Raw genomic sequence first — 16710 nt, 5'->3', positions numbered from 1 at the left:
TGTAAGGCATCAGGGAATAATGAAACTACATTACCTGTTTGCAGGTAAATGGCTGTAAAGGAGTGATAGTATGGCAAAGACAGCAGTAGTTACTGGATCGGCAGGAGGTCTTGGAAAAGGAATCGCCAGGCGGTTGGGAAAAGACGGGTTCAATATTGTCTTGAATGACATCAATCAGGACACATTGGATGATGCACTGGAAGAGTTCAAACAGGACGGTATTCCTGTTACTGCAATGGCAGGGGACGTGTCAAAGCGCAACGACCAGTTCAGTCTTGCCGCCAAAGCCGTGGAAGAGTTCGGACAGCTTGACGTATTTGTCAATAATGCCGGTATCGATGTTGTCAGTCCTTTTATGGAAATAGATGAAGATCAGCTCAATAAAGCATTTTCTGTGAACGTACATGGTGTGGTTTTTGGCACGCAGGCGGCCGCCGCACAATACAGGAAACAGGGAACAAAAGGGAAAGTAATCAACGCCTGCAGTATCGCAGGGCACGAATCCTATGAGATGCTCGGCACATACTCTGCCACCAAGCATGCCGTGCGTTCTTTCACCCAGACAGCTGCCAAGGAACTGGCTTCGGATAAAATCCGCGTGAACGCCTACTGCCCCGGTGTTGCCGGCACCTCTATGTGGGACCGGATCGATGAAGAAATGGTGAAGTATGATGACAACCTGGAACGAGGTGACAAATTCAAGGAATTTACCGACGGCATCCTGCTTGGAAGATCGCAGGAACCTGAAGACGTCGCGAATCTAGTCTCGTTTCTCGCATCGGATGAATCAGATTATATTACCGGACAATCCATCATCACAGACGGCGGAATCGTATTTAGATAAGCATAATAAAAAAGGCACCTACAGCTGCGGGAGGTAGGTGCCTCTTTTTATCTGAAATGAATCCTTTTCATGAAACAAAAATAGATGATACCACGAAAGCTCTGGCTTCATTCATTTTTACGCGCTGTGATAATTGTCCAGCGTGTTAAGCGCCTGCTTCCTGGGTTTTTTGTCGCTTCTCATTAATAATCCGCCGGGGATGACAAGCGCCAGAACAATGATGGACATAATGACATACGCGTTCTGGAATCCCAGGTTGGTATAAAGACTTCCCATAAAAAGAGAGAAGAAAGCGACACCAAGCTGTTTTGCCACGTTAAAGCCTAACATGTAGACTGTCGCGGAAAGACGCACATCAAACACATTCACAATGTACTTCATAATCGAGACAAGCATGAGAGGCATCTCGATAGCCGCAAGCAGCTTCCAGAGTGCAAGCAGTACCGGCGTAGTGGAAAAAGCGGTTCCAATAACCCGTACGAATAAAATGAGCCCGTACAGAATCAGTCCGTTTTTCGCGCCGATTTTATTAATAAACCAGGGAGCAAGGACCATAAACCCGGCTTCCATGAATATCTGTACCGACGCTAATCTGCTGAAAAGGGATTCTCCGTTTCCTTCCTCGGGGAAGAAACTTACAAAGTAGTTGGGGAACTGTTGATCAAAAACATCATACAGGCTGGCACTGCCGATAATCAGAAGACAGAGTCCCCAGAAACTTCTTTTCTTAAAAACACTCAGAATACTGTCTTTATTCACGTGGGATCCTTTATCTTTTTCCGTATCTCGGCTGTCGGTATCTATTGGTTCATTGGTTTTTCGCTGGGAGTCCAGTTTTTTTACGTTTACCATCAAAAGCAGGATGCCAAGCAGAATGCCGGAGATGGTACATACCCAGAACACACTGAAGGGGTCGCGTACAAACATAATACCGCCGATAAAAGCAAAAGCCCCGCCTGCAAGAGACCCGAATAAACGGGCATGGCCGTATTCAAAATTACTGGCGCGGCTGGATCTCTCTGTATATGCTTCCACAACGCCGACGCCGCTGTATAAACACAGGCTTAAGAACGCCCCTCCGGCTATACTGCCGAAAACAACGTTAAATTGAAGGAGGGGAATGAACGCAAATTCAAAATAAGGTCCAATCATAAGTAAACACAAAATGACAAAGGCAAATAAATGTCTTCTGAGTCCCAGTTTGTCCTGGATGACCCCATAAACCGGTTCCAAAAATATGGCCACAACAGACATCGTGGAAAATACGATGCCTGCTTCCGCTGTACTTAAATCAGCCTGATCGTCCAACCACAGCGGCAGAAACGTGATGATGAGTGTCCAGACGGTAAAATAGAAAAAGTTAATACCGCCGAAATTCCAAAAGGTGCTGTTTTTTAAACTATTCATACTAATCCTCTTTCGTTAAAATCTTGGTTGTATCAGGGGTCCATCTGTCATCTGCAGCGGGAACGCCGAAATCGGGCGTACCGTCTTCCTTCCACGTAATAACCTGCGCACGGGCATGACGGTTTGGGTCATATAAGGGGTCGCCGTCGATCTTGGTATAATTCCGGGCATGATAAATCATAATGTCAGTCTTTCCGTCTTCGGAGACGGTGAAGCTGTTATGCCCCGGTCCGTACTGTTCATTTGGTGTATAGCTTTCAAAGACCGGCTCCTGACGTTTCGTCCATGAATCCGGATTCAAAAGATCCGCATCCGAGTCAGCCGTCAGCATGCCCATGCAGTAGTCGATTCCTGTAGCGCTAGCCGAGTATGTAATGAAAACTTTCCCGTTTCTAATTAAAACGGCAGGGCCTTCATTCACCCAGAATCCTTTGATTTCCCATGGTAATTCAGGTTTGGTGAGCATAACCGCCGGACTCGATAACGTCCACGGATTCTCCATCTCAGCGATATAAATATTGGAGTGCCCGGTAATATCAAGATCCTGCTGCGACCAGACGTAATATTGCACGCCGTTGTGTTCGAAGGTGGTGGCATCAAGTGCAAAACTGGACCAGCCTGGATCTACCTGTCCCTTTTCCTCCCACTCTCCTTCAATTGGATTGTCCGATTCATTTTCCAGCACATACATCCGGTGGTTGAACGTATCATCCACGATTTTGTCGTCCGGGGAAGCGGCATAGTAGATATACCATTTTCCATCTATCCGGTGGAGTTCAGGAGCCCAGATCAAGTCACTCTGCGGCCCCTCGCTATGTTTACGCCAAACGACGTGTTCTTCGGCGTCGTACAAGTCAGAGAGATGCTGCGCGCGTCTTATGATAACCCGGTCATAGGCCGGATGAGAGCCGGTAAAGTAATAATAACCATCGGTATGCTTATAAACAAATGGGTCTGCTCTCTGTAATACGATGGGGTTTTGAATGGTTTCCATAACAATCACTCCTCTTCATAAAGTCAGTAGTGCATCTGTGGCATCGTAAGCGGTTTCCTGGAATACAAAACATGCTGCTTGTTGCGTGTGGAAATAAGTGCTTGTACATTTCTTTTGATTGTACGTACAAGTTAAAAGGAAAAGGGGAGGACAGAAGATGAACGCTCTCCATTCTGCCCAGAAAGGGGGATTCCCTGCTTCTGTTTCCCACGCGTTTTACCGGTTATCCGGGGCCAGATGATCAACAGCCGTCTGTTCGATGGTAAGGCCTTTCTTGTATCGTTCAATAAATGTTTCGAATCCTTCGACATCACGATGATCTGGATAAATTTCCTGCTTGTCGATACCTTTAAATACTTTTTCATCCAGAAAATCTTCCAGGCGTTCCTCATTTTCTTTGTTCTTCATATAGGAAGCAAGGATGGCTATTCCCCACGCACCGCCTTCACCAGCTGTTTCCATAACGGAAACGGGAGCATTGATCGCAGCGGCGACGATTTTCTGTCCGACAACAGGCGTCTTGAACAATCCGCCGTGAGCGAACATGTTATCAATGGTCACCTGTTCTTCTTTTGTTAAGAGATCCATGCCGATTTTGAGTGCTCCAAACGCCGAAAACAGGTGGGTCCGCATGAAATTGGCGAGATTAAATGTACTTTCAGGAGAACGGGCAAACAACGGCCGGCCGCTATCCAGCCCTGTAATATTCTCCCCGGAGAAATAACCGTAACTGAGGAGACCGCCGCCGTCCGGATCCGCTTCCAGTGCTTTGGTGAGCATCACGGAGAACAACTTGTCGGAATCCACATCCTGTCCCATGGCTTCTCCAAATTCCCGGAAGAGTCCGAGCCAGGCGTTCAAATCACTGGAACAGTTATTGGCGTGAACCATCGCAACCGGGCTTCCGTTCGGTGTCGTAACCAAATCAATTTCCGGGTGTATGCTGGATAAATCCTGTTCCAAGACAATCATGGCAAAGACAGAAGTTCCTACAGATACGTTGCCAATACGTTTTCTGACACTGTTTGTCGCAACCATCCCGGTTCCGGCATCACCTTCGGGCGGACAGAACGGAATGCCCGGCTGCAGATTCTGGGACTGGTCGAGGATTTTGACCCCTGCGCTGGTTAATGTTCCTGCCTTTTCGCCTGCATCCATCACTTTAGGGAGGATATCCTTCAGATTCCAAGGGTACTCTTTTGACGCAATGCGTCCATCGAATTGATCAACCATGGACGCTTTATAGTCGAGAGTGGTTTCATCAAGTGGAAACATGCCGGAAGCATCACCGGTTCCAATGACCTGTTCACCGGTCAGCAGCCAGTGGATGTATCCGCTTAATGTCGTCATATGATCGATACGGGACACGTGCTGTTCGTCATTTAAGATAGCCTGGTAAAGATGGGCAATACTCCAGCGTTCCGGAATATTATGCTGAAATAAATCCGTTAACTCATCAGCAGCTTTACTTGTCGTAGTATTACGCCAGGTCCTAAACGGTACGAGCAGCTCGCCCGTATGATCGAAAGGCATGTATCCATGCATCATGGCTGAGATACCGATCGATCCAATCGTTCGTATCGTTATGCCGTACTTGCTTTCCACCTTCTGCTTCATATCGCTGTAGGCTTCCTGCAGACCGGTAATCATATCAACCTGATTGTACGTCCAGAATCCATTTTCCAACCGATTTTCCCATTCATGACTGCCGGATGCGATCGTTTCAAAGTGGTCATCCATAAGTACTGCCTTAATACGTGTTGAACCGAACTCAATACCGAGGGACGTTTCACCGTCTGTAATGGCCTGTTTAACATCCGAGTGGTTCATGTTGCATATTCCTCCTCTCTTGATAACGATTTCAATGACGCACAAAAATAAAGATAATCCTTATTTGTTGGTGATTATGTATCAACCATGTCAATAAATTTCCACATTAGTGTATTTTATGTTCGTACATTTGTCAATACTTTAATAATATGTACGTACAAATTATTATATATTCTCTTTTTCATTCATGCAGAGCCGTGATAGAATGTGTCCATTAAGACCCAGGAGAGAGATCTTCAGGAAAGCAGGGATGACATGAAGCCAAAATATCAAATGATTATAGATGATATAAAAAGCAGTATTTTTTCCGGGGATTATAAGCAGGATAAAAAAATTCCTACGGAGTCTACTCTGCAGAGCCGGTATGAAGTCAGCCGGCAGACGGTCCGAAAAGCGATCTCCGAACTGTCGAATGAAGGATTTCTGAGAACGGAAAAAGGGTCCGGCACGTATGTTATAAACCAGCATCCATCAAACCATCCATCCAGAGCCGATAAAAAAACAATCTGTGTCATCACCACCTACATCTCCGATTATATTTTCCCTTCCATCATCCGCGGTATTGAAAGCAGATTAAACGATGACGATTTTTCCTTGCTGCTCGCCAGCACAAACAATAACGTGGAGCAGGAAAGAAATGCGCTGGAAACGATGCTTTCGTTTGGGGTGGACGGGCTGATTATTGAACCGACAAAAAGTAATCTATACAATCCGAACATCGCTTACTACATGTCGTTTAAGGAGCAGGATGTTCCCATCATCATGATTAATGCGCATTATGACGAATTGGACGTTCCGTTCCTATGTCTTGACGATGTGCAGTCGGGCTATATTGCCACAGGTGAATTGATTTCAAAAGGCCATTCCGGCATCGGACTCATCGCCAAAATGGATGATCTGCAGGGGAAGTATAGAATGAGGGGATTTATTCAAGCGATAGGAGAAGCTAAGTTGGAATTCAATCCGGAACATGTTTTATCTTATACGACCGAATCAAAGTCGGAACTGTATGCGGATGTAAAAAAGTTTCTGACCGAAAATAAAGATACGTTAACTGCTATTGTCTGTTACAATGACGAAGTCGGGCTTGAGGTGGCAAACGTATGCAGAGAGCTTAATATAGCCATTCCGGATGAGCTGTCCATTATCGGACAGGACAACTCGTATATTGCCAAGAACGCAAACATTCACCTTTCCACGCTCACCCATCCCCAGGAGCAGATGGGGCGTGACGCGGCGGACTGGGTTATTAAAAAATTACAGGGCACGAAAAACCTGCCGAACGAAACGTATTACCAGCCGGATCTGGTACCAGGCGAAACGATAAAAGAATTAGAAGATAAGATGGACGACCCCCTTTCATAATTTGACACACAGACTGATGCGGCAGAATCGTTTTCTGTTGTATCTTTTTTTGGCAGATGGGAGAGGATAACATGTCAGCGTGGTCTGGATTCACAACGGCGGCATTAATTCAGATTGTGGAGCAGTAAAAATGGTATGTTTCGGGGAATCGCCCGAAAGAGGAAGGATTTCGCTCGATTTCGACATATTCCCGCCCGCAATAGGAAACACACCGACTGCAGATAAACGTTTTGAGCATTTATTTTGAGGAAATACAGACTGAAGTGATACGTTAGCCATTCACGTGAGAAACGAAAGGAGCGTCACATTTGGCACAAACACCATTAACAAAAGAAAACATCCCATCCATCGCCCTCGGTACATGGTCGTGGGGCACAGGCTCCAACAGCGGAGAGGACATTTTCGGGAACCACCTGACAGAAGATGATCTGCGGCCTGTATTTGAAAAAGCAGTGGATGCTGGTTTCACCCTTTGGGATACTGCTGCGGTATACGGTATGGGGAATGCCGAAACCATCCTCGGCCGGTTCATGAATGGCCGCCGGGACCTTTTCCTCTCAACGAAATTCACGCCGGGTATGAGCGTGGAACCGGTGGAAAAGGCGCTCGACACGACGCTGGAACGCCTCGATATCGATCACACCGATATTTACTGGATTCATAATCCAACCGACGTGGACCGTTGGACAAAAGAGCTGATTCCATTAATGAAAAACGGCAAAATCAAGCACGCCGGCGTATCCAACCACAATCTCGAAGAAGTGAAGCAGGCTGCTTCGATTCTGGAGGCGGAAGGACTGAGACTGTCTGCGGTGCAGAACCACTACAGCCTTCTGTTCCGTTCATCCGAGGATGCCGGTATTATTGACTGGTGCCGTGAAAACGACGTTGTTTTCTTTTCCTACATGGTACTGGAGCAGGGTGCCTTGTCGGGCAAATTCGATAAAGATAATCCGATGCAGCCCGGCACCAGACGTGGAGATGCTTTCAACGCCGATGTAATGGCACAGTTGGATGATCTGCTGCAGCTCTTGAAAAAGATAGCCGAAACACATAACGTAACAACGGCTGAAATTGCGATGGCCTGGGCCATTGCCAAAGGCACCGTACCGATTGTCGGTGTGACAAAACCACATCACGTGGACGGAGCTGCCTCCGCTGCAGGCGTGACTTTGTCCGATCAGGAAATCAGCGAACTCGAAGAAACCGCTGTAGCTTCCGGTGTCGACATTAAAGGTGGATGGGAAAAAAGAATGAATTAAAACATCCTGGTTATGACAAAACCCCGGCTTCCGAAGCCGGGGTTTTAATTATCACCAATTTTTCACAACATTATTTAACTAATCGAACAAAAAATGCATAATTACACTAAAAGTGAAAAAAGGGGGATTGGGATGGATCGGCAGAGAGCCATTAATCTTATTTCTGAAAACTGATAGTAGGAAAGGAGAGACGGAAAGTGGCCAAACGAATAGTCGGAATGCTTGCTTTTACTATTATTTTTGGCTTTGCGGGTGCCATAGCAGTATTTTTTTCCTTGCTCATTTTTCCCCAGAGCGGCTACATATATGTCGGTATTACTGCTGGTGCGATATTAATATCAGGAGACTTATGGATACTGGGAATATTCTCCCATGTATCGGTACGTATGAAAGTTTTTATTCCGCTGCTTCTGCTTGTTGTGCCTTCTGCCGGTTATGCCGGATACGATGCTTATATGAGTAATATTGAAATCCAGCGTTCGGAAATAGATTTAAGAGCATACGAACCATTTCATGAAAATACAAAAGCCGCTTCGCTTGATGGAACGTCTGACTATACGATAGAAGAAAATCTCCCTGCTTTGGACGGGGCTACCGCGTTATATCCGGTGTATGCGGCCTTTGCTCGTGCCGTTTATCCGGAAGATCCCTATCCCCACGGCAGCACGCAGCGCAGTGAAGTGGTTGTCTCCAAAACAAACGGAGCCTACCGCCGTCTGGCGGACGGCGGGGTGGATATGATTTTTGCTGCGGGGCCGTCCGATAAGCAGGAAGAAAAGCTTGGACCGGAGAAAAAACAGATTCCTATAGGAAAAGAAGCGTTTGTCTTTTTTGTCCATAAAAGCAATCCGGTGGACAGTTTAACGGTGGGAGAGTTGCGGCAGATCTATGCCGGTAACATCACGAACTGGGAAGAAGTGGGCGGACGCAACCAGAATATTATTGCTTTTCAACGGCCAGAAGGAAGCGGCAGTCAGACAGGGCTTCAAAACATGATGGGGGAAACGCCGATTATGGATCCGCCTGCCGATCAACAGGTAAGCGGTATGGGTGGGATTGTCGAGAAGACATCCGATTACCGGAATCACCGCAATGCGATCGGTTTTTCCTACCGCTATTTTGCCACGGAGATGGTAGAAAACAATGGTGTGAAGCTTTTGAGGGTGAACAACGTGAAACCGGATGAAACATCCATCCAGCAGGATCAATATCCATTAACGAGTGAATTTTATGCGATCACGAACGGGTCCGATAATCCCCATCTCGATGCCTTTATTACATGGATACTATCGGATCAGGGACAAACCTTAATTGAAAAAACAGGTTATGTAAAGTTCCCGGAACAAGAAAAATTGCGCTTCATGTTTCAAAAGTACCGGAGACAGGTAGAAACATTTCAACATGAAAAAGCGGAGGAAACACACAAAAGAATAGAAAACCAGCTGACGGAGATGGAAGGGGATATCTCCAATGAAGAAATGAACGTGTTAACGGGATATCTGCAGGCACTAGGTCAGCTGGAGGAAAAAGGAGTCACTCCCTATCGATCATTTTTGAAAGATCTTGCCGATAATTATGATGGCATGTTGAGCAGTACATTACAGCAGAAAAAAGATGACCTATAAAACTCCTCAGGCGGATTTTCTTTGCGCCGGCCCGTTTTCGGCCGGCATTATTTTTTCTAAAACAAAATAAGTAAGAAACAGAAGTCGTTTCTTCGCATGATACTTGTTACATTTCCACTCGTGCCTTCTTTTTTATGATGTTTTCCCATCTCTTTTATAATGTAGTGATTTTAAATCCTCTATGAATTCCCTTTACAAAAGAAATACAACATGGTAAATTAATTGTGTTAAAAACGTTAAATAAAAATTTAATAAAATTAATTTTACAGGAAAGATAGGGACGGAATGGACGCAGCCTGTTCCGATCTTAAGGAGGTCTGGAAAATGAGTGAAACGTTTGATTATGTTGTGATAGGCGGAGGCAGCGCAGGTTCTATCCTGGCCAACCGTCTAAGTGAAGATGGAAAAAACAGCGTCCTTGTTCTGGAAGCAGGACGCAGTGATTATCCGTGGGACCTGTTGATTCAAATGCCGGCAGCTCTGCCGTTTCCTGCCGGAAAACCATTCTACGACTGGAGATACGCATCCGATCCCGAACCTTATATGAATGGACGACGCGTGAAGCACGCTCGCGGGAAAGTACTTGGAGGCTCGAGTTCCATTAACGGCATGATCTACCAGCGGGGCAATCCACTGGATTATGAACGCTGGGGAGAAGATCCAGGTATGGAATCGTGGAATTATGCCCATTGTCTTCCGTATTTCAAACGACTGGAAAATGCGCTGGCAGCGGATCCGGATGATGAGTACCGCGGTCATGACGGGCCGGTTAAACTGGAACGCGGCCCCGCCAAAAATCCTTTGTTCCAGGCATTTTTTGATGCTGCGGAAGACGCGGGTTATTCAAGAACCCCGGACGTGAACGGTTTCCGCCAGGAAGGATTCGCGCCGTTTGATAAGCATGTGTACAAAGGCAGACGCATGTCCGTGTCACGGGCCTATCTGCGTCCGGTGATGAAGCGGTCGAACCTTACGGTGAGAACACGTGCATTCGTTTCAAGTATTAACTTTAATGGTACGAAAGCGGAAAGTGTGACTTATCGCCGGAACGGAAAGACGCATCACGTCTCGGCAGAGGAAGTTATTCTTGCCGGCGGCGCCATCAACACGCCGCAGCTGCTTCAGCTTTCAGGAGTGGGCGAAGCAGAACACCTGCGCTCCGTTGGAATTGAACCGGTCATTGATCTCCCGGGGGTAGGCGAAAACCTTCAGGACCACCTGGAAGCCTACATTCAGTACTCCTGCCCTAAACCGGTGTCGGAGCAGCCTAACTTAAAGAAATCTCGGATGCCGTGGATTGGTCTGCAGTGGCTCTTTGGCCGCAAAGGACCGGCAGCAACGAACCATTTCGAAGGGGGAGGTTTTGTCCGTTCGAACGAAGACGTTCCTTACCCGAACCTGATGTATCACTTCCTGCCGGTAGCAGTACGTTACGACGGCCAGCAGGCGGAAACGGAACATGGATTCCAGGTACACGTCGGCCCGATGTTCTCCGATGCACGCGGTTCCTTGAAGATTCGTTCGAAAGATCCGAAAGAACATCCGAGCATGGTCTATAACTATCTTTCCACCGAGCAGGACCGGCGGGAGTGGGTGGAAGCCGTGCGGGTCACACGCGACATTATGGCTCAGCCATCCATTGCCCCTTACAATTCAGGAGAAATTTCTCCGGGATCTTCCGTTCAGACTGAAGAGGAGATTCTGGAGTGGGTGAAAGAAGATGCGGAAACGGCGCTTCATCCATCGTGCACGGCAAAAATGGGGCCGGATTCCGATCCGATGGCGGTTGTTGATCCGAATTCCATGAAGGTGCACGGACTCGACAATGTACGGGTGGTCGATGCGTCCGCGATGCCGCACATCACCAACGGCAATATTCATGCGCCGGTGCTGATGCTGGCGGAAAAGGCAGCGGACCTTATCCGTGGACGTCAGCCGCTTGAGCCAATGGACGCTGATTTCTATCGTCACGGCGTACATGCACCTGACGCAGGCACCATCAAAGCGAAAAAAGCGAAATAAAATGCTTCGTAAGAAGGCCTCTTTCAAAAAGAGCGCCTTCTTTTTTGGGCTGGACCCCGGTCTCAGTCGTTAAGGTTTCGGCTTTGCCCAAATGAGATGGACCGTGTCGAAAAGGACGTGTTCTTCCCGTTGTATGATGACAGGCGATTGATGTATCAGTTTCATGAGATCCCTGTTGATATGACAGCCTGCCTTCTTTTTAAAAACAGGGTCGAATATATTCTGAAGCTTGGCAAAAAAACGATTGGAACTCACCCCATGCTCCAGAAGCAGAATTTGTCCATCTTTCCGGCACCATTTCGATAGAAGACAAAGCACGTGATCTGGATTCGGGTAAGCACACATGGACAGGGTGGAAACGACAGTATCGAATGAATGCTCAGGGAGATCCAGGGTTTCTACGTTGCCGGAAATAAATTCTGTCACCTGTTTCTTCTCTTTTTGTGCCATTTTTCTTGCCTTTTCCAGCATAGCTGGACTGAAATCAACCGCGGTGATCGATGCATCCCTGGGATAATACGAAAAATTCGTTCCAGCACCGACGGATACTTCCAAAATATCTCCGTCTGCTGCCGACAGCAGACGCTGCCGCCACTGATGATCAGGACCAAGCTTCTCAGCGCGCTTAGCGTATTTGTCTGCCTGTCGGTCAAAAAGCTTTCGCTGCCTTTGGATGTCCATTTCTTGTCCTCCTCTCATGAAAATACTTTCTTTCCTTTATCTATAAGTATAACTCTTGTTGTGATACTCGCGTTGTATTTCTCGAAATAAAATTCAGATGATGGACTAAAAGATACCCGGCACTGTGATGACAACTGCCGGGTATCTTGTTTTACTGGATTTTGGGGAACATACAGGCTGAATTTTTTCTTTTTCGGCTGTGAAGGTGTACGATAAAAATGATTTCTCAACATGACAGGAGGCAGAACAATGAATAATGTTGCAATTATTACCGGCGGTGGAAGTGGACTTGGGCAGGCTGCCGCCCTTCGACTCGCTCAGGAAGGCGTTCATATTGCGGTGGTGGATGTGAAAGAAGACTCGGCTTTGGAAACGGTGGAACTCGTGAAAGAAAAAGGGGTAGACGCTATTGCCGTTACAGCTGATGTATCCAAAAAAGAAGACGTGAAAAAGTATGTGGATCAGACAATGGAGCATTTCGGACGTATTGATTACTTTTTCAATAATGCCGGAATCTCCGGAAGCGGCGGCTATTTTCTTGAGACCGAAGCGGAAGAGATCGAACAGATTGTCGGCATCAACCTTCTTGGAGCGTTGTACGGTGTACGTTATGTAGCGGAGGTAATGATCAACAACGGCGGCGGTGCGATTGTTAATACGTCGTCAAGCGCTGGTGTGACAGGACAGGATTCGGTCGTAACCTATTCTGCCACCAAACACGGCATCATCGGGGTGACCAAAAGCATGGTGGCAGAATACGCGAAGGACGGCCTCCGGGTGAACGCCATTGCACCAGGGCCGACAGAGACGCCGATGGTGAAGGAGTTTTTCGATGCGAATCCCGAGATGAAAGAAAACGCATCGGCCGGTATTCCGCAGAAACGACTGGGTACACCGGAAGAAGTCGCAGAACTGGTCACGTTCCTGCTGACAGCCCCGGCGCAGTACATCAACGGCGAAGTCATCCGTATCGACGGCGGCTTTACCAACACGAAATAACAGGCCGGGTGCCCGACTTTTGAACGTGTATATGATTTTCTTAACAGAAACGGGAATAGATGTTAAGTCCTGCGTCCAACGTTCCGATATTAACACCGATACTATAAGAAGAGGTGTTATGTATGGAAAAGGTCCAGGAAATGGATAAGGTACAAGCTTTTATTACATCCATTCCATATATTAAGGAAATGCTGCGTGAAGATACGATGATTACGGTCTTTGACCACGAGAAATATCTTTATTACGCCCCCAGTAAAGAGCTGAATTTCGGCCATCAGCCGGGAGATCCGCTTCCGGAGAGCTACCTGAACTTCCAGCAGGTCAATGCACAGGGAACCACAGTGGTGAAAGTCGGAGCGGAGGAGTTTGGCATTCCGTTTGACAGCATCTCCTTTCCCATCAAAGAAAACGGAGAAGTCGTTGCAGCGGTGAATGCGGCGGTAAGCACGAAGAAACAGGAAGAGTTTTCTTCCATTATCGAATCCATGGATACCATTGCGGAATCACTTGTCGGCAAAGTGCAGCACATCGCGGCTCATTCCGAGCAGTTGTCGGCAGCTACCGAACAAATTTCAGAAAACACGAAAGCAGCCGTTGAACACTCTTCCAATATCACCGAAGTGACAGCGACGATTAAGGGAATCAGCGATCAGACCAATCTCCTCGGCCTGAACGCCGCCATTGAAGCAGCGCGTGTCGGGAGGGAAGGAGCCGGCTTCGGTGTCGTCGCCAACGAAGTACGCAAGCTCTCCAATGATTCCAAAGAAGCGACGGTTCGAATTGAAGATACACTGAATGATATAAAGAATTCCATCAGCCGGATGGAAACGGATTTTCAGGAAATCTCCAATTCTACCCAGGAAGAAGCAAAGCTTGTCACCGATTTTATGGCAGAAATCGAAAAGCTGAATGAAACATCCAATAACTTAAAAAAATATATGGAAGAAAATATCTCCCATTAAAAAACAGAGCTTTTGGCCGCTGCCAAAGCTCTGTTTTATGATGAGGTAGATTTTTGACGGCTTTTTTTCATACATCTTCTGACCGGCGGTCCTTACTGGAATCTGGTGTTTTGGATTTATTCCACGTTTCCTGATAATGATCGATGGTATAGTTTGGCGCTAAAAAGGAGCTGTACCTTTTTGATACAGCTCCAAATTTTTTCTGTTTAACGGTAGCGGCTGTTTCCGATGTTTTGGTCGATGCTGCTCTGCAGACCGACCATGTTCATCATATGCTCTGCCGCCTGTGCTTTTGTTACGTCTGCGTCCGGATTGAACGTATCAGCGTCTGAACTGATTAAGTCCAGCTGTACCGCTGTATTGACGGCGCCGGTATTCGTAATGGATCCGGCATCGTCAAACGGCGGTGTCTCTTCTTTCATATGCGTTGCAAACTGATCATACCCGAGAATACGGACCATAGACACAACAAACTGTTCTTTGGTGAGAGCGGCGCCGGGGTCCACTGTGTCACTGCTGCTGTCGAGCCAATCCTGTTCGTTGGCAAAGGCGACAGCGTCATAATAGGTGTCATCCGGCGACGTTCCTTTTACGGCTTTTGGTTCCTCCCGAGTGTAGCTGGTACGGTCGAAGTCTGGAGAAACAGCACTCGCCGCCATATGCAGCCAGTCTCCATAGGTAATCGCTTCATCCGGGTTGACACGGCCTTGTTCGTCCGGAGTAAGCACTTGATACTGCACCAGAGTCTGAAGGGCATCTTCAGCTTCATGGCCATCGATATCCTGCGGGGAAGTGGTGTTCGCGCTGCTCTGACCACCTATTCCTGAAACAGGCGCTCTCCATTCTCCTGTTTCAGCGTCAATAATGGTATTTGATGTGTCACTGCCGGATAATTCCTTCTGGTAGACGAGTTTCGTTTCTGTTTCGTCTGACTCCGAATTTGATACGAGCGGGAAGGACTGATACGCAAGCTCTGCGGAGAGAGATTCAGAGTATTTCTCCTGTGCGGCTTCCTCTCCGGTTTCATCCGAGAGTCCTTCTATTTTTTCCTCCAGATTGCGTGTGAGATTTGTGCGGTACTCCATCAGTTCCCCGTTATTATTCATGGTGATGGAAATAGTGTCGTTCTGCACCGGGATATCTCCGGCGAAACGCTGGAATACAAAAGTGGAACCATTCTGTCCCGGCAATGCCGTTATTCCTTCGGCATCAGCCAGTTTAAATGTTTCCGATGCGTCCGGGTACAGGCCGGCCAGAGTGGAAACGGCCTGTTCTTTCAACTCCTCTTCCGATGCGGAGCCGCTCCCTTCGTCCGTTTCACCGGACATTCCGGTAAACTGGCTGATCGTCATAACTTCTCCGCTCGCTGCATCCACTTCCGCCTGAATGTGGCCGGATTGGGCGTCCTGCGGCTGCCAGATCAGGTTCCATACGGAAGTTTCACCGCTTCCCGGATGCTGCTGGAGCGAAGCCCGGTCGGGTTCGCGGTCCTTTACTTTCCCGACATGTTCCTGAATGACCGCAATGGCCTGTTCTTCAGAAATTGTGCCGTCTTCCCCCGCTTCCACCGGTTCAAAAGTGGATTCTGCGTCCAGCTCTTCGTAGGACTGATCCGTCTGTTCAAGCGGTTCTCCCTCGTTGTTCAGAAATTCGTCCGCGGTCGCATCTAAATACCTGGAGGCGTTGTAAGGATCGGGTCCCCAGCCGAGGAACACGTCATCCTCTGTACTCCTTGGATTCGTGTAATAAGCCAGTCTTAAGTCGAGGTTCTCCTGAAAGGACTGAGCTGCTTCCTCGCTGCTGAGTGATGGCTCGACGTCCGGATAGTCCTGCCCGGGACGAGTGTGGTTGTAAAAGTTGGTCACTTCACCGGAACCGCTCATGTCAACATTGATGCTTTGACCGGTTGCAGGAACGCCGTCTATGGAGGGAACGAAACTCATGCTGTATCCGACGCTTCCAAATAAGGACTCACTGCCCGCTCCGGTGCTGTCATGTTGTTTCAGCTGCGAGACATCAACAGACGGAACAGCCTTTTCAATCAGATCTTTTGCTTTGGCGGCGGCTTCTTCTTCCGATAGTTCCGGAGGATAATAGGCGTCACTTTCCTCCTCTATCATTGGACCATGGATACCCGCGCTGATCACATCACCGGTGATGGCATTCACTCTTCCCGGAAATCCGTATGTTGTGCTGCCTTCGCTGTACTGCCACCTGATCTCCCAGAAAAGCTGCTCTCCTCCGCCGGCCGTCCGGGAATTACGGCGGAGCTCGACCTGGTCGACGTCGGCTTTTTCAAGTACCGGTATGACGCTGCGGAGTTTTTCAACGGCTTCGTCTTTTGTAATCTCAGCCTCTTCCTCATCCGCCTGGCTGGACCGGACATCACCGCTTTCCTCTACAGTTCCAGAACTGCTGTCTTGTGCGTTGATGGTCACTTCTGTTTCTTCTGCCGGTGCTGCCTGTCCGATCTGTGCCCCCGCTGTCCAGGACAGCCCCATGACAGCAGCCAGCGATACCATTTTGGAACGATACCATCGACGTGTTTGAAAACTCACCGAATCTCTCCTCTCATTTTCCTGAAAATTCATTTAATGGTTTAACTAAGGAAGATACTACCATGATTTAGATAGAATGAAAACAAGATAGCGGCAGAAAACGGGGCATTCTCTGGAAAAAGATTGTCATCCCCACAAACCCTTCCCATATGTGATAATAT

The 16710-nt window shown here is 47.8% G+C and carries 12 protein-coding genes; 7 read left to right on the top strand and 5 right to left on the bottom strand.

All coding sequences use genetic code 11. The features are described from left to right. Positions 1-70: 70 nt before the first annotated feature. Positions 71-844 (top strand): acetoin reductase, encoded by a 774-nt coding sequence (locus ACW9JV_RS15385; RefSeq protein WP_457335979.1) that lies wholly within the window; start codon positions 71-73, stop codon positions 842-844. Between the two features lie 117 nt (positions 845-961). Here ACW9JV_RS15385 and ACW9JV_RS15380 read toward each other — a convergent pair whose 3' ends face one another. The 3 genes from ACW9JV_RS15380 to ACW9JV_RS15370 form a co-directional block, all read right to left on the bottom strand. Next, on the bottom strand, positions 962-2251 hold the full coding sequence (locus ACW9JV_RS15380; RefSeq protein WP_457335977.1) for an oligosaccharide MFS transporter: 1290 nt from the start codon (positions 2249-2251) through the stop codon (positions 962-964). A gap of 1 nt (position 2252) precedes the next feature. Beyond that, entirely contained in the window at positions 2253-3245 is a 993-nt protein-coding gene (locus ACW9JV_RS15375; RefSeq protein WP_457335975.1) for a glycoside hydrolase family 43 protein, read from the bottom strand. 216 nt (positions 3246-3461) lie between these two features. Beyond that, the gene (locus ACW9JV_RS15370; protein ID WP_457335973.1) at positions 3462-5075 is read right to left on the bottom strand and encodes a xylulokinase; all 1614 of its coding nucleotides are present in this window, start codon (positions 5073-5075) and stop codon (positions 3462-3464) included. Between the two features lie 255 nt (positions 5076-5330). Here ACW9JV_RS15370 and ACW9JV_RS15365 point away from each other — a divergent pair, with 255 nt between their 5' ends. The 4 genes from ACW9JV_RS15365 (at position 5331) to betA (ending at position 11349) form a co-directional block, all read left to right on the top strand. Then, on the top strand, positions 5331-6440 hold the full coding sequence (locus ACW9JV_RS15365) for a substrate-binding domain-containing protein (protein ID WP_457335971.1): 1110 nt from the start codon (positions 5331-5333) through the stop codon (positions 6438-6440). Between the two features lie 308 nt (positions 6441-6748). Next, positions 6749-7702 (top strand): aldo/keto reductase, encoded by a 954-nt coding sequence (locus ACW9JV_RS15360; protein WP_457335969.1) that lies wholly within the window; start codon positions 6749-6751, stop codon positions 7700-7702. Positions 7703-7899: 197 nt separating this feature from the next. Next, on the top strand, positions 7900-9327 hold the full coding sequence (locus tag ACW9JV_RS15355; protein ID WP_457335967.1) for a PstS family phosphate ABC transporter substrate-binding protein: 1428 nt from the start codon (positions 7900-7902) through the stop codon (positions 9325-9327). 324 nt (positions 9328-9651) lie between these two features. After that, the gene (gene betA / locus ACW9JV_RS15350; protein WP_457335965.1) at positions 9652-11349 is read left to right on the top strand and encodes a choline dehydrogenase; all 1698 of its coding nucleotides are present in this window, start codon (positions 9652-9654) and stop codon (positions 11347-11349) included. 69 nt (positions 11350-11418) lie between these two features. On the opposite strand, the gene ACW9JV_RS15345 is transcribed toward betA, so the two are convergent. Continuing rightward, entirely contained in the window at positions 11419-12030 is a 612-nt protein-coding gene (locus ACW9JV_RS15345; RefSeq protein WP_457335963.1) for a class I SAM-dependent methyltransferase, read from the bottom strand. Positions 12031-12279: 249 nt separating this feature from the next. On the opposite strand from ACW9JV_RS15345, the gene ACW9JV_RS15340 reads away from it, so the two are divergent. Together ACW9JV_RS15340 and ACW9JV_RS15335 are read left to right on the top strand one after the other, a co-directional pair. Further along, positions 12280-13029, top strand: a complete 750-nt coding sequence (locus tag ACW9JV_RS15340) for an SDR family NAD(P)-dependent oxidoreductase (RefSeq protein ID WP_457335961.1) — start codon at positions 12280-12282, stop codon at positions 13027-13029. Positions 13030-13151: 122 nt separating this feature from the next. Next, positions 13152-13991, top strand: a complete 840-nt coding sequence (locus ACW9JV_RS15335) for a methyl-accepting chemotaxis protein (protein ID WP_457335959.1) — start codon at positions 13152-13154, stop codon at positions 13989-13991. A 206-nt stretch (positions 13992-14197) separates the two neighbouring features. Here ACW9JV_RS15335 and ACW9JV_RS15330 read toward each other — a convergent pair whose 3' ends face one another. Beyond that, the gene (locus ACW9JV_RS15330; RefSeq protein ID WP_457335957.1) at positions 14198-16549 is read right to left on the bottom strand and encodes a YcdB/YcdC domain-containing protein; all 2352 of its coding nucleotides are present in this window, start codon (positions 16547-16549) and stop codon (positions 14198-14200) included. Positions 16550-16710: the final 161 nt, after the last annotated feature.

This window comes from Salibacterium sp. K-3, assembly GCF_054052005.1.
The sequence above is the reverse complement of the archived record's forward strand: the minus strand, read 5'-3'. Positions and strand labels throughout refer to the sequence as shown.